The 22,384-nt window shown below is 38.1% G+C and carries 15 protein-coding genes; 1 reads left to right on the top strand and 14 read right to left on the bottom strand.

Annotation, left to right across the window (positions count from 1 at the left end; genetic code table 11):
• Genes REI64_RS09425 through REI64_RS09405 form a run of 5 tightly spaced genes read right to left on the bottom strand, consistent with a single transcriptional unit; the run spans position 1 to position 9,226 of the window.
• Complete coding sequence (locus REI64_RS09425) at positions 1 to 1,386, bottom strand: DUF5009 domain-containing protein (RefSeq protein WP_308849862.1); 1,386 nt, start codon at positions 1,384 to 1,386, stop codon at positions 1 to 3.
• Between the two features lie 10 nt (positions 1,387 to 1,396).
• Complete coding sequence (locus REI64_RS09420; protein WP_308849861.1) at positions 1,397 to 2,326, bottom strand: DUF5017 domain-containing protein; 930 nt, start codon at positions 2,324 to 2,326, stop codon at positions 1,397 to 1,399.
• A 14-nt stretch (positions 2,327 to 2,340) separates the two neighbouring features.
• Positions 2,341 to 4,143, bottom strand: a complete 1,803-nt coding sequence (locus REI64_RS09415) for a RagB/SusD family nutrient uptake outer membrane protein (RefSeq protein WP_308849860.1) — start codon at positions 4,141 to 4,143, stop codon at positions 2,341 to 2,343.
• An 11-nt stretch (positions 4,144 to 4,154) separates the two neighbouring features.
• Positions 4,155 to 7,331 carry a TonB-dependent receptor gene (locus tag REI64_RS09410; protein WP_308849859.1) on the bottom strand — a complete coding sequence of 1,059 codons (3,177 nt, stop codon included), beginning with the start codon at positions 7,329 to 7,331 and terminating at the stop codon, positions 4,155 to 4,157.
• Positions 7,332 to 7,366: 35 nt separating this feature from the next.
• Positions 7,367 to 9,226 carry an FAD-dependent oxidoreductase gene (locus REI64_RS09405; protein WP_308849858.1) on the bottom strand — a complete coding sequence of 620 codons (1,860 nt, stop codon included), beginning with the start codon at positions 9,224 to 9,226 and terminating at the stop codon, positions 7,367 to 7,369.
• 211 nt (positions 9,227 to 9,437) lie between these two features.
• Here REI64_RS09405 and REI64_RS09400 point away from each other — a divergent pair, with 211 nt between their 5' ends.
• Positions 9,438 to 10,652, top strand: coding sequence for an ROK family transcriptional regulator (locus REI64_RS09400; protein WP_308849857.1), 1,215 nt, complete (start codon positions 9,438 to 9,440; stop codon positions 10,650 to 10,652).
• Between the two features lie 553 nt (positions 10,653 to 11,205).
• On the opposite strand, the gene REI64_RS09395 is transcribed toward REI64_RS09400, so the two are convergent.
• The 9 genes from REI64_RS09395 to REI64_RS09355 form a co-directional block, all read right to left on the bottom strand.
• Positions 11,206 to 13,074 carry a family 20 glycosylhydrolase gene (locus tag REI64_RS09395; protein ID WP_308849856.1) on the bottom strand — a complete coding sequence of 623 codons (1,869 nt, stop codon included), beginning with the start codon at positions 13,072 to 13,074 and terminating at the stop codon, positions 11,206 to 11,208.
• A gap of 5 nt (positions 13,075 to 13,079) precedes the next feature.
• Positions 13,080 to 13,811: an alpha/beta hydrolase family protein gene (locus tag REI64_RS09390; RefSeq protein ID WP_308849855.1), complete on the bottom strand. Its 732-nt coding sequence runs from the start codon at positions 13,809 to 13,811 to the stop codon at positions 13,080 to 13,082.
• Between the two features lie 71 nt (positions 13,812 to 13,882).
• On the bottom strand, positions 13,883 to 15,073 hold the full coding sequence (locus REI64_RS09385) for a copper amine oxidase (RefSeq protein ID WP_308849854.1): 1,191 nt from the start codon (positions 15,071 to 15,073) through the stop codon (positions 13,883 to 13,885).
• Positions 15,074 to 15,291: 218 nt separating this feature from the next.
• Positions 15,292 to 15,756 carry a DUF4920 domain-containing protein gene (locus REI64_RS09380; protein WP_308849853.1) on the bottom strand — a complete coding sequence of 155 codons (465 nt, stop codon included), beginning with the start codon at positions 15,754 to 15,756 and terminating at the stop codon, positions 15,292 to 15,294.
• Between the two features lie 80 nt (positions 15,757 to 15,836).
• Positions 15,837 to 17,654, bottom strand: a complete 1,818-nt coding sequence (locus tag REI64_RS09375; protein WP_308849852.1) for a hypothetical protein — start codon at positions 17,652 to 17,654, stop codon at positions 15,837 to 15,839.
• 169 nt (positions 17,655 to 17,823) lie between these two features.
• Positions 17,824 to 19,206, bottom strand: a complete 1,383-nt coding sequence (radA, locus tag REI64_RS09370; protein WP_308849851.1) for a DNA repair protein RadA — start codon at positions 19,204 to 19,206, stop codon at positions 17,824 to 17,826.
• 200 nt (positions 19,207 to 19,406) lie between these two features.
• A complete protein-coding gene (locus tag REI64_RS09365; RefSeq protein ID WP_308849850.1) occupies positions 19,407 to 20,954 on the bottom strand; it encodes an Rne/Rng family ribonuclease in 1,548 nt (515 codons plus the stop codon).
• A 236-nt stretch (positions 20,955 to 21,190) separates the two neighbouring features.
• Positions 21,191 to 22,036 carry a tetratricopeptide repeat protein gene (locus REI64_RS09360; protein WP_308849849.1) on the bottom strand — a complete coding sequence of 282 codons (846 nt, stop codon included), beginning with the start codon at positions 22,034 to 22,036 and terminating at the stop codon, positions 21,191 to 21,193.
• An 11-nt stretch (positions 22,037 to 22,047) separates the two neighbouring features.
• A complete protein-coding gene (locus REI64_RS09355; protein WP_097133391.1) occupies positions 22,048 to 22,350 on the bottom strand; it encodes an HU family DNA-binding protein in 303 nt (100 codons plus the stop codon).
• Positions 22,351 to 22,384 lie beyond the last annotated feature (34 nt).

Here is a 22,384-nt window from a genome sequence, read left to right as displayed (position 1 = left end):
TTAGGTTTTCCAGAAAAATTTGAGGCGTGTAAATAGAACGGTAATTAATGCAACAATACCTGTAAATATAACACCTCTGGCAAAGCCGATAAAGGCACTGGTATTCATTGCATCTAAAAAAGTAGAGAGCGTAGTAATTTTTAATAATGGGATAAGCAATAAATTTCCTGCAGTGTAGGCAATCATTGGGTTTTTACCATTGCTGGCTAAAAAGTTTGTTACTGATTTTAGATAGCCCAATTTCTCAATTAAGCTGAAAGCTAATAAGGTTAAGAACGATAATCCAGAGCAAACAAAATAATAGCTGTAGGTAGAAAAATCTTTCTTGATACCGCCTTCGTAAGCTTCGAAAAATAAGCCTAATAAAAGTAGATATGCTCCAGCTGAAATCATATTCTTAACGAGGTCGCTCTTTTTTACATCTCTTGCTAGAAGTAATAAGCATGTGCATCCTAAAATATTAAGCAAAAGGTTTGCTTCTAAGTTTCTGGTAAATAATCCCCATAGGTTTACAAAAACGATGATAATAGCAATTAACGCAATAAGCGACAATACTTTTTTAGGGGTGGCCTCGGAATTTTCGTTCTTACTTTCTTTAATAAACCATTCTCCAGCAAAAGTGCCCGGAATAATAATGAACAAATATTTAAGGTAGTAGAACTTGTAAATCCAGTCGGCAGGAGTGCTGTTAAAAATCAATTCATTAATGCTGCCATCTTCTTTGGAAGCTAAAAATACCGCCATCACAAAAGGTAAAATCGCAATTCGCCAAAGTGGTTGCTTACGAGTGAAGTACCAAATCAAGCCACCGAAGAAAGCCATATTAGCTAATACGATGATAATGATATCGCTCTTTGCCAAACTGAAATCGCCGTAGGCAAAAGCATAAAAAGCTAAGAAAGCAACAGCTAAGCTAATACCGATAATTTTTAAAGCTGCGGCAAGTTTGGTGTTTACAAAAACGTTCCAATTTCCGTAAATAAGGAACAGACAGGCAAACGCCGCAATAGAAATTAGATGTGTAAATGTGCTTGGTGTTTTTTCCATTACCCAAGCCCTAGCATGGAAGGTGAAAATTGCGAAAAGCACCAAAAGTGCTAATCGTGTAAATAGTTGTATGAATATCTTATAGAATGGTTCCGCCTCAGCCTTTTTATTTAATGCCAAAGGAATGGCCGCCCCCATAGAAAACAAGAAAAACGGAAATACCAAATCGACCCATGTAATGCCCGGTAAGTTGGGATTAAATACATGGTTTGGCGGAGGAACCTGGGCATGAAACATCCAAGCCGGCATCATTTCGCCAAAAGCAATGCTACTAGAGAGCACCATACAAAGTATGGCAAGCCCTCTAAAAGCATCGAGACTATTTAAACGTTTGTTCATTAAGTACAGCCTAAGGCACCACTTTAATTTCTACTTCTTTAACTACTTGTTTCTGGCCGGTGTAGTTTACATTAGACGCAACGAAAGTAACTTTGTAAGTTCCGGGAGTGCTAAATGCATAGTTGTAGCTTTCTCTACGCTGGCTATATTCTTTTATTGGAACGCCCTTGTCTGGAGAAACGCCATCTGCCAAAAGCGCTTTTGTTACGTACCAGCCTTCAGAAGCTAAAAGACTTGAAGCAGGGTCATAGTAAAACATGGTACTGATATAAACCCATTTGCTATTGCCATTAGCTAGTACAGCATCGGTAACATTGATAGGTTGCCAACCGCCGGTGGCACGGGTAGCTATTGCGGCTACTGTTCCATCTGGGAATGTATTGTTGAGGTTAAAATCGTATATTCTCCACCCTCTTTGTGTGGTAGTTGTACCGGTTGTGGTAGCTTCCCCTTGGTATTTAAAACCAAAGAACAAAGGTTTGCCCTCAACAAAAAGGTCTGATACATCTACTGTTGGAGAGGTTGTTTGTGGACCAAGTACACCCGCAGGAGACACGGACCATGTAAATCTACTAGTAATATCTGTCCACGTTGCCGCCTTTAGAGATTCGACGGTATAATTTCCATCAAAGTTAGAAGAAACCATTAGTCTAAGGTTATCAGTTTGACGACCATAGGTAACTTGACTTTTTATAGTTAATTCTTTTTTTCCTCCTTCCAATTTGGTTCTATCTTTGTGCTGGTATTCGCGGTTCTTTTCTCCAGAATAAAAAGTAATAACATCTGGGGTGCCAGCGAAAGTAAAGGTGATAGAATCGTTTACTTTTACCTCCTTTTTATTTACATCGACATTAAAATCTGGCGTAACAACATCATCTTTATTGCACGCCGAAAGGAACAGCGCAGAGATTAATGCCAGTGAATAAATTAAATTTTTCATGATTTAATAATTAATTACCAACCTTTATTTTGACTAATTGCTTTATTAAGCATAACTTCTCTAGAAGGAATCGGATTTAAAACATCCCTATCTGTAACATTTGAGGCCCCAGTTGCTGCAAATCTGTAATTAGTAGGAGCGCCTAATCTGATTTCGGTAGCGAGATTCTGCATTGTACTAACATACTCGCCCCATCTTACAAGATCAAACTTTCTCAAACCCTCATAGCCTAATTCTTTGCTACGCTCTTCTCTAATAAGCTCTTTAAAATCAACTTTATTAATGCTTCTATTTACATCCGCATCGGTTAAGTCAGTTAATGCTGCAGTGGCGGTTGCCCCTGTACCTGCACCTCCCGTAAGAGAGATGGTTGGTATTGAAGTAAACTTAGAACCTCTTAAAATGATGTTGATAGCATTAACGCTGCCATTGCTTATTGTTGCTACAGCCGATGCTCCAGAGCCGCCACCGCCAGAAATACTCACTGTTGGAGCTGCGGTATAACCAGCGCCTCCCGAAGTAACATTGATAGTTTTGATGATGCGCCCTTTAAAGTCAATCGCATAACCTCTTTTACGAACCAGCTCTACATATTCAATAGCTTCTTGGGTTGGGCCATTAATTTCATTGTCAGCTTCAGCAAACATTAAAAGCACGTCAGCATAACGTAAAATAGGGAAGTTAATTGGAGTTGTCCCTAAGTTTTTAGGCTGTGCTGTTTCATACTCTCTTCTCCATTTTGCAGTATTCCTGTTATAGATTTGTGTGGAATTAAAATAAACTCTCGAATTAGCAATTCCATTTACTGTTCCATAACTGTATGGACCGATGTTCCAATCTCTTCTAGCATCTGTTGGTTCAAAAGAATCAAAGTATTTTTGGGTAACACGGGGCACGCCATAGCTATAGCCAAAAACTCTATCTGAATTTGCTATCCCATTGATAGAACCAACAGATCCTTCTTCTTCCTGCCCACCTGTAGATATTTTGTTGAACTCAACTTCCCACATACTTTCACGATATTGGGTATCATATTCGTCTCGGCACATCTTAATGAACACGTTCTCGTAATCAGGATTTAAAGAATGTTTGCCATCATCGATTACCATTTTAGCCCATTTTCTTGCTTCAGCATAACGTTCGGTTTTGTTTAGTGGTGCTCCAGCCATTTTAAGATTTACCCTTGCCAAAATGCCCCAAACAACTGTTTTTGTTATTCTGCTGTTATATTGGAAAGAAGTGCTTACGTCAACAAGATCGGCTGCTTTTTCCATTTCGGCAGCTACAAAGTCGTAAATTTGAGCAGATGGTGTGTTCTTGAAGTTAACTTCTTTAGCACTAGTTACTGAAGTAGTTCTCAAAGGAACATCGCCCCAATAGTTACAAAGCAGGAAATAATAGTAAGCACGTAAGAACATAGCTTCGCCTTTAGCAAAATTTTTCTTTTTTGTTTCTATCTCTGCTCTATCTACATTTTCTAAAAAGATATTTGCTCGCTTTACACCGTCATACAATAATTCCCATGTGGTGTTGATTGTATTATCCGATATGGTATAATTGTTCACGGTCATTCCTGTAATCACATTACTTCTCGAATCAAACCATTGGTCATTCAAGTCGAACTCTACATAGAATGATCTACCATAAGTGCCCGTTTTTCCGAGGATATCATAGACACCCGCCAACGCGGTATTGATATCGGTCTCTGTTTTGAAATAGTTTCCTGGCGAAACAAAATCAGTAGGCTTCGTGTCTAAAAACTTCTTACAAGAAGAAAAGAGTAAGCCTAAAGCCAATAATATATATAATTTCTTCATAATATACTTTTTTAAAAGTTAACATTTAACCCTAATGTGGCTACAAAAGATCTAGGATAAGCTGAATAATCAAATCCAGGAGTTAATGCAGTTCTTCTAACTGAAACTTCTGGATCGTAGCCAGAATAGTTAGACCATGTAAGAATGTTCTGTGCCGAAGTGTATACTCTAGCATTTTTCAGTTTCACCTTATTTAAGAATGCTTTAGGAAGCGAATAAGAAAGCTGTACAGTTTTTAAACGTAAGAAAGAACCGTCTTCAACTATTCGGGTGGAATAGGCGCTGGTTAATGTGCCCCTTACGCCTGGAATATTAGATGTTGGATTTTCAGGCGACCAGCGGTTAGCATAAGAGGCGAACTGGTTGACGTTAAATCTAGGTCCTGTTTCTAACATTAACCTATTGGCATTGTAAATATCATTACCATAAGACCATTGAAAGAAAATACTTAAATCGAAATTCTTGTAGCTGAAATTATTTGAAAAACCACCAGTATGCTTAGGAATAGGATTTCCTATTACGACCCTATCATTTTGATCTATAACTAAATCGCCATTTACATCTTTATACTTAACGTCTCCTGGTTTAATATTCTCTCTAACAGTACCGTTTGCAGTAATATTATCTTTTAACTTATAGCTATTTGGACCAAGTTTTATAAAATCGTCATAGTTGTAAACACCATCCCAAACATAACCATAAAACTGAGCGACAGGTTTGCCAACTTTAGCAATATAGCCAGGTATCAAAGCCCAATCATCTCCCCAGTATTGAGAGGTTAGCATCGACAATTCATTTTGAGCTAGCTCAAGTACCTTGTTACGGTTAAAAGCAATATTAAAACTACTGTTCCATTTAAAGTCGCCTTTGTTTAATGGAGCAAAGTTTAAAGTAAATTCCAAGCCTTGGTTACGTACCTTACCTACATTCATGAATTGTCTGGTATAGCCGGTACTAGCGGGAAGGTTTGCGTTTAGCAAAAGATCGTCTGTAGTTTTTCTATAAGCGTCTATTTCTAAGGTTAATCGCTCTTTAAAGAAACCGACATTAAGCCCCAAATCTATTTGTTGTGTAGTCTCCCATTTTAAGTCAGAATTTCCTATGCTAGAAGCATAACTCCCATTAATAAGCTGGTTTCCGAAAGAGTATCCAGCAGATAGTGGAAGTACAAAGCTTGGATAAGCAGAGAAGTTACCAACGCCATTATTTCCTGTGTAACCAAAACTTGTTCTCAATTTAGCAGATGAGATAGCCTTAAGTTGCTTCATAAAAGGCTCCTCACTTATTTTCCAAGCAAAAGCCGCCGATGGGAAATATCCCCATTTATTATTGATAAATCTTGAAGATCCATCAGCTCTAAATGATGCTGTAAATAAGTACTTCGATTTATAATCGTAATTTACCCTAGATAAAAAAGAAGAAAGGGTGTAGTGAGATGAGCTAGAGGTGATAGATAATGGCACGCCTTCATCTAAACCGCTTAGCCCTAAGCCTTCGTTAGGCATTAGTTTGGCGTAAGCTCCAAATACCCTTGATGTGCCTTTTTGAGATGTAAAACCACCAACAACATTAATCAAGTGGTCTTTTGATAACCTTTTACGATAGCTTAACGTATTTTCATTTAGCCAGGTAGTAGAATTAAAGATGTTGATACCTCCATTAACTTTATTGTTCGTTCCTGGGTTTCCAGAGCGGGTAAGTGAATTGTTAAAAGTATCGTATTGCGTAGTACCTTTAGTTATACCTCCTGATATTCTAAGTTTTAAATCTTTAATGATTTCGTATTCTAAAAAAGCATTAGTAATTAAGTTTTCACCGCGATTTTCCCTAAGCTCATTCTGTGTTGTTAAGATCGGATTGTATCGAAATTCAAAAGCACCACCATCTATCTCTGGATCTACTGGCACTTCTATCAAATCAACAGTTGAATTTAATCTAGTAACAGGTCTGTATGACCAAACGCTGTAAAGAAGGTTAAGTTGGTTTTGATAGGTAGATTGCGATGGAGGCGTACCAAAGTTTTTGGTGCCAGAATAGTTCACATTCATACCAAACTTTGCCTTACTAGAAATTTCTTGATCAAGGGTTAATCTTCCTTGTAGACGATTAAACCCGGAGTTGATGATTACACCATCTTGATCAAAATAGGATAAAGAACCGCTGTATTTGGTTTTTTGAGTACCGCCAGACATACTTACATAATGACTTTGCATACCTGCTGTTCGCATAATTTGATCTTCCCAGTCAATTCCTCTTACGTTTTTGTAATAATCTAGGGGTAGTATAGTCGTTTCTGTTCCTTCAACCTTAGTGAGGTATAAGTTTCTAGTTTGAATAGGGTCCAACTCATTTTGTAACTTCACAAACTCATAAGGATTTAATAGTTCCATGCGTTTATTACTATTCTGCAATCCGTAATATGTATTGTAGGTAATGGTTGGATTTCCCACTTTACCTCGTTTTGTAGTAACTACTACTACACCATTTGCAGCACGAGCACCATAAATAGCAGTTGCCGATGCATCTTTTAATATGTCTATAGATTCGATATCGTTAATATCTATAGAGCTTAAAGGGTTTGAGGCATTTAGTCCAGAGTTGTTTAGATCTTCCATTGGGAAACCATCAATAACATATAAAGGGTAGTTGCTTTGGGTAATTGAGTTACCTCCTCTAATAACAATATCTACCGAAGCGCCTGGGCCACCTTCTGAAGATGAAACCTGCACCCCAGCTACCCTACCTGCTAAGGCTTCTTCTAGTGATCTTACTGGTGCTTTTTGCATATCCGTTACGCTTACGCTCCCTACAGATCCTGTCAAGTCTTTTCTAGCAACTGTTCCATAACCCACAACTACTACGCTATTTAAGGTGGAAACATTTGCCTTTAGAGAAATATTTAGCGTTCCGGCAGAAGTTTGTACTTCCCGAGTCTCGTAACCTACATAGGTAAAAACTAAGGTCGAGGAGGCGGAAGGTAACACAATTTGGTATTTGCCATCCTTGTCTGAAATGGAAACCTGCTTGGTTCCTTTAACTGTTACGCTTACGCCAGTTAGAATTTCTCCTTGTTCATCGGTTGTTATTCCGACTACCCTTGTTTGTGCCATAGCAGACACAGACAAGGAAAGCAAGAAAACCAACAAAGGGAAAAACCAACTTCTCTTTTTTTGAAATCGTTTCTTCATGGTTAAAAAATATTAATTGTTAGGTTGTTTAATTCTTATTTTGTTTTTCCAGTAAAATCTATCTCCATTTTAAATGGATTTAAGAAATGATCTAAAGCGTGTGCTACCATTCTTCTTGTTAGCATGCTTTCTGGAGTTATATTTTTGAAATTGTTTTGCTTCAGAAAATCGATCACTTGGTTTTCGCTCACCTCTTTTTTGCCGATTTCTTTAATTGTGCCAGCTAAATAGCTAGCAGTAACTAAATTTCCTGATGGATGTAGTTCGCCAAATGAAGGGTAAAGAGATTTCAATCCATTTACCAAATCCCACTCGCTAACTAGCAGGTCTGGATAAAACCAAGTTTGATTTGCCCATTTGTAAGACAAGCCCGTTCCTTTTAAAATTCCTGTAGCACCAATTCTTTGGATTACTTTGAAAGAAGCATCGCTAGGTTTAACATCAATAAAAGGCATCAAATAAGCGTTGCTTTCTAGTAAGGCATTTTGTACTGCTCTGATGTTGATTTTGGAAGGATCGGTATTGCTTAACACCGCAGTTGCAGCTAAAGCTCCGGCTGCTTGCCCAATTCCTAAAACTACAGGCTGCAATCTGCTAGCACCATTTACGATATTGGTTACGCTAATACTTTTCTCTGCAACAATTAGCCCTTCGGTATCTTTAGGTACCAAAGCACCCAGAGGGATATTGTAAGAAGGCACTTTTATTTTTACGAAATCAATTTGTGGTGCTTCCGGATTTTTAAGGTGGTGATGATCTATTGTGTAATCGCCCACGGCAACACCAGTTCTATAAAGCGAAGTTTTCTGAGTATAAGGAGCGCTTACATCATTCAACGTTAAGGTCACTTTTCCATCTAAACGACGCGATTCTCTGTGATAAGCAATCATTGGTAGTTTATCTGCCGTCGGAAATTCATCATCAGCTATGCCCAAGTTTTTAAAACCAAGCTTCGTTTGTAAATGATAGATGAAACGTAAACTATGTAGTTTTGCTTTTTTCAAAGCTTCTTTGCGCTCAGCATCGCTCATCTCAATAACGTTCATATAGATGTCGTTACCACATTTTGGCCAGTTAATCATGTATTTTCCGTTTGGCAATTTGCCGTAGGTAATCATCTGGCTACAATCAATTTTTGGGGTATTGTCATGCGAAGCAGGATCTTGAACATCGCAGCAGCAATCAAATTCTTTAGGGTCATATCCCTCTGGTTTTTTAATGGTTTTGTTTGCTTTTGCGCCGAAATCCTTTAATACCACTACATAAGTTAAGTCCTGTACAATGTTATTTGCTTTCTCTGGTGCAAAGCTTTCGCCGGTATCGTGGCGACTGTCCATGCCCACACGGTAAGGAACTTTCAGCTTTGCCATCACATCGCCAAGCTCAGTAGCATCAATTAAAATCTTGGCTTCTACGTTTTGTTTTTTGCCTTTACTGCTCACTTCGGCTGCCCAAAGCATACCATTTTTAGCAATGTTGGTTAAACCACTTTTATACCAAATGGTGATGTTTGGGTGGTTTGCCATGGTTTTCAACGTCTTGTTTCCAAACGATGGTTCAAATAGGGTGTTGCTTACCCAGCCTGTTTCTACAGCTTTAGGTCCGCCATAATAATCGTAAAGATGTTGTCTAAACTCGCCCCACAAGCCAGAAGGCATATTGTGGTTGCCGTCTATAGCCGAAACGCCCGCCGAAGTAAGCATGCCGCCCAGCCATTCTGTTTCTTCTACAATAAGCACTTTAACACCCATTCGAGCAGCTTGAATTGCTGCAGTTGTGCCGCTTGCACCGCCGCCAATAATCAGCACATCTGTTTTATGGGCAACTTGTGCAAATGCTTGAGCGCAGGTAATTAATAAGGAAAAAAGAAGAAGTTTGGTAAAATTCAAATTCATACTCGGTTGTTTTTTGGAGAGGTACGAATCTCTCTACTATCTGTAAGTTAGTTGCACGGTAAATATAAAAACTTTTTTAAAAAAATTAATAAGTTGAATTAGTTTTTTAATTTTTTGTGTTTATGAATTGGCTAAATCGATAAAATAACTACGTTATAGTAGGTTAAATCAGATATTATTTTATTTTTGATTTTTAAAATTTCTTAAGAAGATGACATTTTTTGCCGAATTAAGCAACGAAAACACCTCTGGTGTTGCCTATAAGAACCTCACACTAAAGAAGGCCATTGTTGCTTACTTTAGCAAAAATGGCAATTGTACTATTGCAGATTTGTGCGCAGAGCTAGGCTTAAGTACGCCTAAAATCAATAACATATTGAACGAATTAATCAACGAAGGTTTGGTTAAGGATTTTGGCAAACTGCAGTCTAGAGGTGGTAGAAAGCCAAATATTTACGGCCTGGTAATGGAGTCTGGTTACTTTCTTGGGGTAGATGTAAAGAAGTCGCACATTAATATTGGCCTAACCGATTTACAGAAGAACCTAGTACACGTTAAAGCTAATATCCCTTACAGTTTAAATAATAGTGAAGAATCCCTAAATCAGCTTTGTGAGCTTATTAATAATTTTATAAAAGAAGCGCCTGTAAAAAGAGAAAAGATTTTAGGAGCTGGGTTGAATTTATCAGGACGTATCAATTATTCTACAGGCTATAGTTACAGTTTCTTCCATTTTAATGAGGAGCCGCTTAGCCGCGTGATAGAAAGAAATATCGGAATGCGCATATTTTTAGAAAACGATTCGAGGGCAATGGCCTTCGGCGAGTTTTCAGCAGGCGTAGTTCACGAAGAAGAGAATGTACTTTTCTTAAATATGGACTACGGAATGGGTATTGGTATCATGATTAACAGTCAGCTCTATTACGGTAAGTCTGGCTTTGCCGGAGAGTTTGGACATATTCCATTCTTTAACAATGAAATTCTTTGTAGCTGCGGTAAAAAAGGCTGCTTAGAAACAGAGGCTTCGGGTTGGGCTTTGGTACGCAAGTTTAAGGAGAAGCTTGCAGAGGGATCTACTTCGGTTCTTTCAAATATGCCTGTAGATGACATTAAACTAAATGATATTATTGAAGCTGCGATGAAAGACGATGTATTGGCAATAGAATTAGTAGCTGAAGTTGGAGAGCGCCTAGGTAAAGGTATTGCGGTGTTGATCAATATCTTTAATCCAGAAATGGTGATTTTAGGAGGTAGTTTGGCGGAAACGGGAGAGTATATCCGTTTACCTATTAAAAGTGCTTTGAACAAGTACTCGTTAAGCTTGGTTAATAATGATACGCAGCTTAAAATGTCGAAATTAGGTGAAAAAGCAGGAGTAATCGGTGCCTGTTTATTGGTTAGGAACCGATTACTCGGGTTGGTTTAGAAATTGTAGCTCATGGGAGCGCATGCTCTAATGCTATTTTAGCTCGGTCGAGGTATATTTAATAGATCCTTCGCTACGCTCTGGATGACAAATTTCCTAAGTTAATGGTACTGTCGCAGTAAACAAGTGTCCTTTAAATATAGATGATACATTGCTAAGAACGAATATCGGCCTCTTAGCATAGCGCCGTGAAAGCCGATAAAACGTAAGCAGTCACGCAAAGCATTTACAGTACAAGCTGGGTGCAGAAGTGTTTTGTCACTTTCGAGTTTTTTCATACGTTCACACGTTTCAGCCAGCGCAATTAAAGTTTTATCGAGCTGTAACAAGCTAGGCTAAGCAGCCTTGATTTTTGCCAACTTTTTATCAAGAAAAAGTTGAAGATCAAGTTAAATTTAAAGATATCTCTGCTGCGGTAGATATGACGTGGATAATCGATTTATATTCAAGTAGCGAAAGATCTAAATTGTAGATTAAAATAGATCCTTCGCTGCGCTCTGGATGACAAATTTCCTATGTTAATTACTACTTTGGCCGCCAGCTTAAAACGTTGCTAAAGTTTTGCTCTTCTTTTAAGTTCTGCAATTGGAAGCTTTACTATCCTGCTTTTCTGCGTGTCGCCACGATAGCTAACCATTCTTATATTTTTAGCTCCTTTGGGTATAGCAATTGCTTGTCCTTTATATTTTGGGTAAAACTGATCCGGATCGGTATCGTCAAAAGCATAATGTACAGCGATATTAGGAACTTCAGTATCAATGGTTAACACAATATCTCCGTTATCACCCTTTTTAGCAAATACAATTGGATCGTAGAAATAAGCACTATAATTTGTACTATCTAAAGTCAATAAAGGCAAATGGCTTTCAATTTTTTTAAGGAAAATCGGCCAGGTCGGTTTTGGAGCTGCAGACCACAGGTTTTCTGCCAAGGTTAGTCCCCTTGGCCAAGTCATAAATTGCAGTTTACGCTCATTTGGCACTTGCTCTGTCCATAAACTTCCTTGTCCGCCTAATACGTTTTTAACGTTAATCCCTTCTGGCAGTGGATTAAATTTATAGCTGTTGCTCAATCGGTTTACTGTAAATGGCGCATTTTCCAAATAAGGATCTCCTTGATAAAAATCTAAATAGGTTAAAAAAGCAGGTGTTAAAATTACTTTGTGACCTTCATTCGAAGATTTTACAGCGCCTTTTTCATCTTTCCAGCTCATTTGCACAATTCCGGTATCCAAACCTTTTTCTAATGTTTCGTACCAGCCAATTGGTGTTTTGCCTTTAGCCTTTACGATTTTGGCAACTCTATTAATGAAGTAGCTTTGCAGCTCATCTACATTTTTAAGACCTTCGTCTTGTATGCGTTTTTGACAAACTTTGCAGTTGCTCCAATAGTTCCTGGTCACCTCATCTCCACCAATGTGGATGTATTTAGAAGGGAAAATCTCAGCTAGCTCGCCGATAATTTGATCTATTTTGGTGTAGGTAGAGTCGTTGCCTACGCAAACCACGTTGGTTCTTTTCGCATTCCATGGGTCGCCAGCCAAAACCTGCTGCGGCGTTTTAGTACACGAAACTTCTGGATAGGATGCTACGAAAGCCAAACTATGTCCCGGTAAATCTACCTCTGGTACAATATCCACAAAGCGTGTACTGGCGTATCGAACTAGCTCCTTGATGTCGTCTTGAGAGTAAAAACCTCCGTAAGTGGTAGCTTCGCCGGGTTCGGGAGCTGGCATTCCGCTCCAATAGCCAGTTCTAGGCACACGCCATGCGCCAACACTGGTTAATTTAGGCAATTGCTTTATTTCAATCCGCCAGCCTTGGTTATCCGTTAAATGTAAATGCAAAACATTGAGCTTGTATTTCGACATCTGGTCGATGTATCTTTTCAGCACAGCCGTGTCAAAAAAGTGTCTGCTTACATCGATCATTAAACCACGCCAAGCAAATTTCGGTTCATCAGTAATCGTTACCTCTGGAATTTGATGACTATTTCCGTTTAGTAGATTTAACCTAGCAATTTGCATAAGTGTTTGCCAACCATAAAACCAACCAGAAGGCTTAGCAGCACTTATTTCAATTTTTTGCTTGGTAACTTGTAGCTTATAAGCTTCGTTCCCTAAATCTTTATTTATAGAAAACTGAATAAAATTTTTACCGCTTGTTTTAGTGTTAGTCTTAACTTGTTGTTTTAAAATTCCCGAAAGCTGTTCGCTAAAGTTTTTGATTAATGCAGTATGCTCATCGCCTTTTGGCAGCAATAAAGTAGTTTGCTTATCAAATTTAAAAGTAGCTGTACCCCACGTTACGGATGATGGCTGTGGTATTAAAGTCAACTCATTTTTTTGCTGAGCTTTTGCGAATGAAATGGATGTAACTAGCAAAAACAGGGCTTTAGTGAGCGTTTTTACAAATATTTTCATGGTATTTATTTCTTTAGATGTTCCGAAAAGAATTCGAAATGTTTTAAAATAGATTTGCTCCAATAACCTCCTGTGTGACCTCCTGGTTGTGCAACATAGGTGGCTTTTATTTTAAGATCATCACATTTTTGTCTAAACTGTTTACTGGTGATGTATAAATAATCTTCTGTTCCGGTATCGAAAATGAGCGCCTTGTTTAAACCTTGGAGCGACTGTAAATTGTTCACTGGAGAATACTCGTCGTATAGTTTGTTCTTTTCATCGTAAGAGCCAATTAGGTAAGCAATGGTTGTTTTCCTAAAGGCCGAATAATGAAGGTTTAATACCCCAGATGTACTTCCTGCGCCAGCAAATAGCTGCGGATGTTTAATCATCATGTACATCGCTCCAAAACCGCCCATGCTGGCTCCCGTTACGAATATGTTGTTTTGATCTACGTTGTATTTTCGATTGATGGTGGGCATCAACTCCTCTAAAAAGAAAGACTCGTATTGTAAACTATCTTTGTTTGGCGAGTTTAGATACCAGCTCTTCTTTAAACCATCGGGGCAAACCACAATAAACTGATATTGATTGGCCAACTTTTGCAAATCGGCTAGTTTGCTCCAGCTTTTGTAGTTGGCATTATGCCCGTGCAAAAGGTAAACAACAGGTAGTTTTTCTAAGAAACTTTGCTGCGGTTTATAAACTAAAACCGAGTCTGTTTGCTTCAGGTTTTTTGGGGAGGATATGGTCAAAAGATCTTGAGCATGTAAATTGCACACGCTCAAGATCAGTATCGTTAAGATGAGTTTGATAAGCCTCATCATTATGGATTTAAGTCAACTGGGACGAAAATTAAAGGAGTTGGCAAACATGAAGCTCCCGGAGGTGAATACGTTAACTTGATGGTTTGTTCTTCGCCATTTCCAGTTGGTTTAAAAACTTGTATCAACACCGCTTCTGGTGCGGCTTTAGTTACCAATTGGTCTTTTGGCAGTTGAATAATTCCTTCGTTAAACTTTCCACCGCTAACTTTCATTGCTGCTGCCATTCCGCTGCACCATTGGTTGTCTGCCGAGCGTGAGTTCCAAGTGATTAAAGCTAAACCCTTGCCGTCTGTACTTTTCCACTTCAGTTCGATATCGTACATTACTCCGTAATTGCCCGCTAATTTAGCGATTTGGCCAGTAGTGCCCTCACGACCGATAATCCAAGGGTCACTTGCGCCGTCAGCAACAACTAAAGCAGAAGTTCCGTTTTTTGTATCTATTACCGAAGTATTGGCTACGTGATAATTGCTTACGCCGTAAAGACCTCTGCCAGCACCACTCTTTGTTTTCGGAGGCAATACATTTGTAATTCTTTTCAAAGCATCTTTACCGCTAGTTTTGAGATCTGTTTGTAGTACTGTAATTTCTGCAGGCTGATCTACCAAAAACTCGTAAAATCCGTGTACAAGCTCATCATACTTCACCACATATTGTTCTAGTTTTTCGTCTATAGGCACAGCTTCACCAGGTTTTACTACACGTACCTCTTCGCTTGGTTGCGCAGCTAAAAACGATGCTAAGCCTTCTTTTCCTAGCTTGAAGTAATTCGTGCTAGGCTTTTGTGTAACGTATTTCAACATCTTGATGCGCATTGGAGCTTTGCCCGTGTTTTTAATCATGGCGATGATTTTTCTATCAATCTTTTGAGGCTCTTTAATGCCATTAACATTATATAGGTAGAAGCGAACTGCGCCTGGAACAACACTTTCTTTTAGCGCAATGGCTTCAGGTACCCTGATATATTCAGGATCGTCGGAGATGATATATTGTGGGCCCGGAGTAGGGTATTTCTGATAAGCAATTTGAGCGGTTTTTTCTGTTAAAAATCCATCTAACCTAACTATTGCTCCTTGTTTTGCTTTTAGCAACTCATCATTTTGGGCTTTAGTAAGCTGTTGTGCATAACCATTCGAGCCAACAAAGCAAATGCCCGCAACGAATAGTGTAATCTTGGTCAGTTTCATCATTTTATATTATGGTTTCATTTGTTAATGGAGTGAAGATAATAAAAAACAGTAATTAAAAAAATTTAATAACTAAATATTGGTTAAATAAAAATATTACAAACAGCTTTAATATTTCAGCTTTAACCATTACACTTAAACTTGTCGTTAAAAAAATAAAGCCTTCCCAATTAAGGGAAGGCTTTTCAATCAATCAATATTAAAAAGGAGAACCTTTCTAATTACTTTACAATTACAGCGCCTTTTGCTTCAAAAACGATTTCTTTTTTAGGCTCAGTAATTTTAGCTATTTCTTCTGGAGATTTTTTGGCGTCTTTGGCGTAGTGTTGTAGGTCTTCAACCGAAGTAACTTTTCTTTCTGCAAAACCATCAATTACTACTTTTGTACCAGGTGCCATATCTTTTGGCATGAAAAATCCGTAATCTTTAAATTTTACGAACATGGTTTCTTTATCAGAAATTTTAACGTTCATGAAACAACCTTTTTTCTTGCAAACGCTAACTACTTCTCCTTCAACCTTCATGTCTGCCTTAGTTTCTTTGCCTAATTTAGCATTAACTTCATTAGCTGAAATGATATTTCCTTTAGTAACGCCTTCGCCAAACGATTGACCTTCTACTTTTTCTTGTGCAAAGCCCATAGTTGCCAATGCACAAAACGCTAAACTTAATATTAATTTTTTCATACTTATAATTTTATCTAGTTGATGTTGTGCACAAAGATATTTAAAATCTTTCTAAATAAAATGTGTTCTTCATCAATCTCTTATAACACTTTTCCGGTGTTTGTCCCAATAACGTTTCCACTAGAGTTTCTGGTATATCTTCCGTTGATTATGACATTGCAAGTACCAACAAATTCTATCGTTCCATTTAAATCGAAATCGCCATTAACAACTAAGTTTGTATTTACCAAGCGAAGACGACCACTGCTGTTAATACTTAGTTTATTGCTGATCTGTAAACTGCCGTTGTTGATTTCGGCCAATCCGTTAACGTTGAAGTCGCCTGTAACAGGATAAATTTCGCCATTTACTTTTGGTAGTAATTTCAGTTTGCCATTGCTATTAACTGTAAGCGTATTCTTGAAATTTGCACTGCCCACTACCTCTGTAAAAGCATTGATGTTAAATTGCTGGTTAGATACGAAGGCTCCGTTCACTAAAAATGCACCTCCAGTATTAATGTTAGAACTGTAGTTTAAAGTAAGACTTCCACAGAAATCAAAAATAGCATTCGTATTTACGTTTAAACCACCTAAAGTAGTGGTTCCAGTAAAGTATTCTTTAACACCAGTGTTTAAATTTCTCCAACCATTTGCGTCCGAAGCTAGCGTAGCTCTGCCATCGCAAGCTACAGTAGAGCTACTATTGGCAATTGCGGTCATCTTTAAAATTTTTAAACCACCAGTACCCGTAGCCACAAAAATTAAATTGCCACTAGATTTAACGTAGTTGGTTGATGCACCTAAGCTAACTTTACCTAAAAGTACCAATGTACTGCCTTCAAGCTTGGCTACATACAAACCAGCCGCCCCATTAGCAATGTAGATGAGGTTATTATTGATAGAAACATTGTTGGTTACAATATCTTCCGGATCTACGCCTGCAATAACTGGAACAGGGATGTTGTCAATTAAAGAGCCTGTGCTGCTCAAATAATTCAATCCAGCCTTTCCTGCAGCATGTAGAAAGTTGTCATTTATAGTTTCTATGTGCGAGGCCGTTTCTGGTAAGTCTGCTGCTAAATTGATAGTTTTTGCTACGCTCAAATCGCTAGCGTTTAAACCTAGTATTTGACCGGGCTTATCTTTTAATACGAATATATTACTTCCACTTGCATTACTTGCCAAGGCACTAGAACCAGTAATAGCTACAGATTTTTCTTCCTTGAAATCGGTTGGGTTAATAACACTTAATCCGCCTTGTGTGCTCGAAACTACATAAATCTTGTTGTTTTTAGCTAAGATGTTTTTTCCTACAAAACCTTTGAGCTGTACACGCCCGCTTGTGCTTGTCAGTACGCCATTGCTCAAGGCAATTCTATCTAACACTGCTGGAGCTGTTAACGAAGCGTCTTTATCAACATCAGTAGCTGAGGCCAAGTAAACGAAGTTGTTGTTGAAAACAACCGATGAAATGTCGGTATTGGGCATGATCGCCTGAGAAATTAATCTTGGTTGCGCCTCATTGCTTACATCAAAAACATCAACACCGCCTAAATAGGTTTCGCCACGGGTATTGTAAGATACGTAGACTTTGTTGCCAGAGAAATCAATATGGGTAGCTTGCAGGGTTTTCCCTTGGTGCGTTGGGGCGGCAACCTCGGCTATAAGCTGTAAATTGTACTGACTAAAATCTTCTCTAAATTCTACACCTTTTGTACCCACGCTCATTAAGGAAACCGCAGTATTTGGATAGCTTATCCTCGCATTTAGAGCACTTTCATTATTATTTAAAACAACTTCAGGACCTTTTTTATCTAAGATTGGTTCATCACCATCTTTTGGTGTTGATTTTTTACAACCAATTGTGGCTACAGTTAGCGCTATTATACAAGCCTTTACTAAGTAATGTTTTTTCATACTGCTGTATATTCTTTTTTAGAGTAAAGCAAATTTAATGAAAAAGTGTAAGGCTCAAAGTTATTTTGCTTAAAATCAGCAGATTATTTTGGTTTATGTCTTGAAATAAACGATGTTTTTGATTGTTGGCAGGGAATGTTTTACTCGTTTTGAGAATGATGCTTCACGGCTATCCAAACAGTGCAGAAAAAACTTCTTCAATTTTAGCAACAGTAACCAGTTCAATTTTAAACTTATCCTTGTTAATCCCTTTTAGGTTATAACTTGAGATAAATATTTTTTCAAATCCTAGCTTTTCTGCTTCCGAAATACGTTGCTCAACTCGGTTAACTGCTCTAATTTCTCCAGATAGACCAACTTCGGCAGCAAAGCAAATTTTTGAAGAAACCGGAATATCCTCATGTGAAGAAATGATGGCCGCAACAATAGACAAATCTATAGCTGGATCTTCTACTTTAATTCCTCCAGCAATATTTAAGAAAACATCTTTGGCACTTAAACGGAAACCGCATCGCTTCTCAAGTACGGCCAGTAGCATATTCATTCTTTTGGTGTCAAAGCCTGTGGCCGAACGTTGCGGAGTACCATAGGCAGAAATACTTACCAAAGCTTGTGTTTCTATCACCATTGGTCTGGCGCCTTCAATAGTTGCACCAATGGAAATGCCGCTCAGTTCTTCATCACGTTGTGAAAGCAACACTTCCGATGGATTGGAAACCTCTCTCAGCCCATTGCCATGCATGGCATAAATTCCTAATTCTGCAGCTGCGCCGAACCTATTTTTAATAGAGCGTAAAATGCGATAAATATGATGTCGATCTCCCTCAAATTGCAGTACGGTATCTACCATGTGCTCTAAAATTTTCGGCCCAGCAATAGCGCCATCTTTGGTAATATGACCAATCAGAAAAACTGGCGTGGCGGTTTCTTTGGCAAAACGAAGTAGCTCGGCAGTACATTCCCTAACTTGAGATACACTTCCTGGCGTAGATTCGATGTGTGCAGAATGTAGGGTTTGTATCGAATCGATCACCAAAATTTCTGGTTCTAACTGTTCTAACTGCTTAAATATATTTTGGGTTGATGTTTCTGTAAGGATAAAGCATTCAGCTTGTGGGGTTTTGGTAATGCGCTCAGCTCTCATCTTGATCTGTTGTTCGCTTTCTTCCCCCGAAACATACAGCACACGTTTTTTCTTAATGTTCAATGCCAGTTGTAACATCAACGTAGACTTTCCTATGCCTGGTTCGCCGCCAATTAAGGTAACAGATCCAGGAACTAAGCCTCCTCCTAAAACTCTGTCTAATTCAATATCTCCAGTTAAAATTCTTTCTTCGGTGGCGCTTTGAATTTCTTCAAGCTTGCTTGGCTTATTTACTCTTTGTGTTCCGCCAACAGTAGTTTTCCATACGGCCGCATTGCCAGCAGATGGTTTTTCTACTACTTCTTCTACAAAAGTATTCCATTGGTTGCAAGAAGGGCATTTACCCAACCATTTTGCAGATTCATACCCACAACTCTGACAGAAATATGCTGATTTGATTTTAGCCAAGGGATTTATGATTTTAGATGTACGAGTTACGATTTTTTACCTTGCGAATTTAAGTTTAATCGCTTTAAAAGCACCAGCAAGTTTAAAAAATCTTATATGCCTTATATGGTTAAAATATTGACCATATAAGGCATATAAGATTTAGAGTACCGTAAACGAAAAAGTCCCGATTTTCATCGAGACTTTTTATTGCTTAAGGGTTAGAGCTTAATCTCTTCGTCTTTAGCAGACAAGAAGTGAAACTCTGTTAAGTGATAAGAAGAAGACTCTCTCACCTTTACCCATTGCCCAAATTTAAAGTACCATTTCCATTGTAAGGAAATCAATCCTTTTTTAATAAAGGCTGCTATGTAAGGATGTACACATAGCGTAATATTTTTTTCGTTCTGCTCACGCAGGATATAGGTCATATTGCTTTCAATGTCATCCATTAATACAATACTTGCCTTTATCTCGCCAGTTCCATCGCAGGTAGGACATTTTTCTACCGTTACAATGTTCATTTCTGGTCTTACCCTTTGACGGGTTATCTGTACCAAACCGAATTTACTAGGAGGCAGAATGGTATGTTTAGCTCTATCCAAAAGCATCAGCTCTCTTAAGTGGTCAAACAGTACTTTTCTGTTGGCTGGTTTGTGCATATCAATAAAATCGATCACCACAATACCGCCCATATCTCTTAGCCTCAACTGGCGGGCAATTTCTTTTGCTGCTTCTTTGTTAACCTGCAGCGCATTTTCTTCTTGGTTCTCTTTGCTAGCGGTTCTATTACCACTATTTACGTCTATAACGTGCAAAGCTTCGGTGTGTTCTACCACTAAGTAGGCGCCACCGGCCAAGTTTACAGTTTTTCCAAAACCGTTTTTAATTTGCTTTTCAACCCCAAAGTGGTCAAAAATTGGTTCTTTGTGCTTGTAATGTTTTACAATACGCTCCATTTCTGGAGAAATTTCGTGCACATAAGAACGAATGTCTTCAAATAATGCTTGGTCGTTTACATATACGTTGGTGAAATCGGTACTTAAAATATCGCGGATAAGCGTTGATGTTCTATCCATTTCACCCCAAACACGCTTAGCAGGCTCTGTTTCCGGAAGCTTTTTCATAAAGCTTTCCCATTTAGAAATAGAATCAAGTAAGTCTTTTTGTAACTCGGCAACGCCTTTTCCCTCAGAAACTGTTCTAATGATTACCCCAAAATTTTTAGGCTTAATACTTTCGATAATCTTTTTTAAACGATTACGTTCGGTATTGCTTTTTATCTTTTTAGAGATGGAAATTACATTAGAAAAAGGAACAAGTACAGTGTATCTTCCTGCAATAGAAAGATCTGAACTTAGTCTTGGACCTTTAGTAGAAATGGGTTCTTTGGCAATCTGTACAGGTACCAATAAATTTTTGCTAACAACTTCCGAGATTTTTCCCGCTTTGTTGATGTCGGCTTCTAATTTAAAGTTATCTAGTAAAGTGCCCGGTGTGCCGTTACGTCTAATCTTCGTTAGCTTTATCAAAGATTGCACCTGTGGACCTAAATCAAAGTAATGCAAAAATGCATCTTTTTCGTAACCAACATCCACAAACGCAGCGTTTAGGCCGGGCATAATTTTCTTAATGCGGCCTAAATAAATATCGCCTACAGCGTAGTTGTTGTTAACGTGTTCTTTGTGAAGTTCAACAAGTTGTTTGTCTTCAATTAAAGCTATGGTTACCCCCGTAGGAGTAGAATCTATTATTAATTCTTTTACCAAAGCTACAGATTTTAAGGCTTTTACGCCTTATTAACACATGGACCAAAAAACTTAGAATCCAAAAGTAAACACCTTTAAAAAAGCATTTACTTTCGGCCATACTATCAAGAAAAATTATTTTTTCTTGTGTCTGTTTTTTCTTAAACGTTTTTTGCGTTTGTGGGTAGCCATTTTATGTCTTTTTCTTTTTTTACCGCTTGGCATAATTTTAAAATTTAAATGTTGTTAATTCTTTTTTATTTTTTCAACTCAGCTACCTTTTTATCTACGAAACTAGATAAAGTTGGGTTAGCCGCAAGTTTTTTGCTTTGTAAGTAAGCATCAATAGCTTCTTGGTTTTTTCCTAGGCTTTCATAGGCGAAAGCTAAGTTAAAATAAGCGTCTGGAGTTGCTTTAATGTTTTTAATGATGTCTTGAAAACGAGTAATCGCCTTGTCAAATTGACCAGATTTTATAGCGAACATACCTAAGTTCATGTTGGCTTTAAAGTTTTTCGGGTCTTTTTTAACCACATCTAATAGCATGGTAATACCTGCCATTGGTGCGCCGCTACCATTTACCATTGTAATTCCCATTCCTGTTTTTGCATCAAGGTCTGTAGAATCAATAGCAATGGCTTTTTCATAAGCATGATTTGCTTTTTGCAACATCACAGGTTTAACCAAGCTATCTCTAGTAATATCAAATACTTCCAGAAATTTATCGCCTGCTTTCAACCAGTTTTTTAAAGAAGATTCGCCTAAAGCAGCATCTTCCAAATAAAAAGCACTAGGAACCGATTGTCCTAAATCATCCCATCTTTGAGCCAAAGACTTAGCTTGAATTACCTTTTCTTCGCCTTTCGCTTTTAGATAAGCAGCTTCTAGAGAAGTAAGTTCTTTAGCAGCAGCGTTACTAATAAGGTTTTTGGCAGTTGCAGATACTTCTTCTATACTTAAGCTAGGTGCTTGTGCCTCTTGTGGCATTTCGGCGGTTGCTTCTTCTTTGGGCTTTAAGCCTTTAATATCTTGGCTAAATAAAAAGCCCACAAGCAATACAATGCCTGCAATAATTACAATTTGTGTTGTGCGTGGGCTTTTCATAACAATCAATATTAAGCCTCAGCTTTAGCTTTTTTAGTGTTGTTTTTCACTTTGTCAACAAATACTTTTGCTGGTTTAAAGCTAGGAACAAAATGCTCTGGAATAATGATGGCTGTGTTTTTAGAGATATTTCTAGCAGTTTTTTGAGCTCTTTTTTTCACTACAAAACTGCCAAAACCTCTTACGTATACATTTTCGCCAGCAATCATGTTGTTTTTGATTACTTTAAAAAACGCTTCTACTGTTTCTTGAACGTCAACTTTCTCGATCCCTGTCTTTGTTGATATTTCAGCAATAATATCTGCCTTAGTCATATTTCTAAAATTAATTAATTATTGTGTGTGTTTT

This window comes from Pedobacter sp. (assembly GCF_031119335.1).
Taxonomy (GTDB): Bacteria; Bacteroidota; Bacteroidia; order Sphingobacteriales; family Sphingobacteriaceae; genus Pedobacter.
The sequence above is the reverse complement of the archived record's forward strand: the minus strand, read 5'-3'. Positions and strand labels throughout refer to the sequence as shown.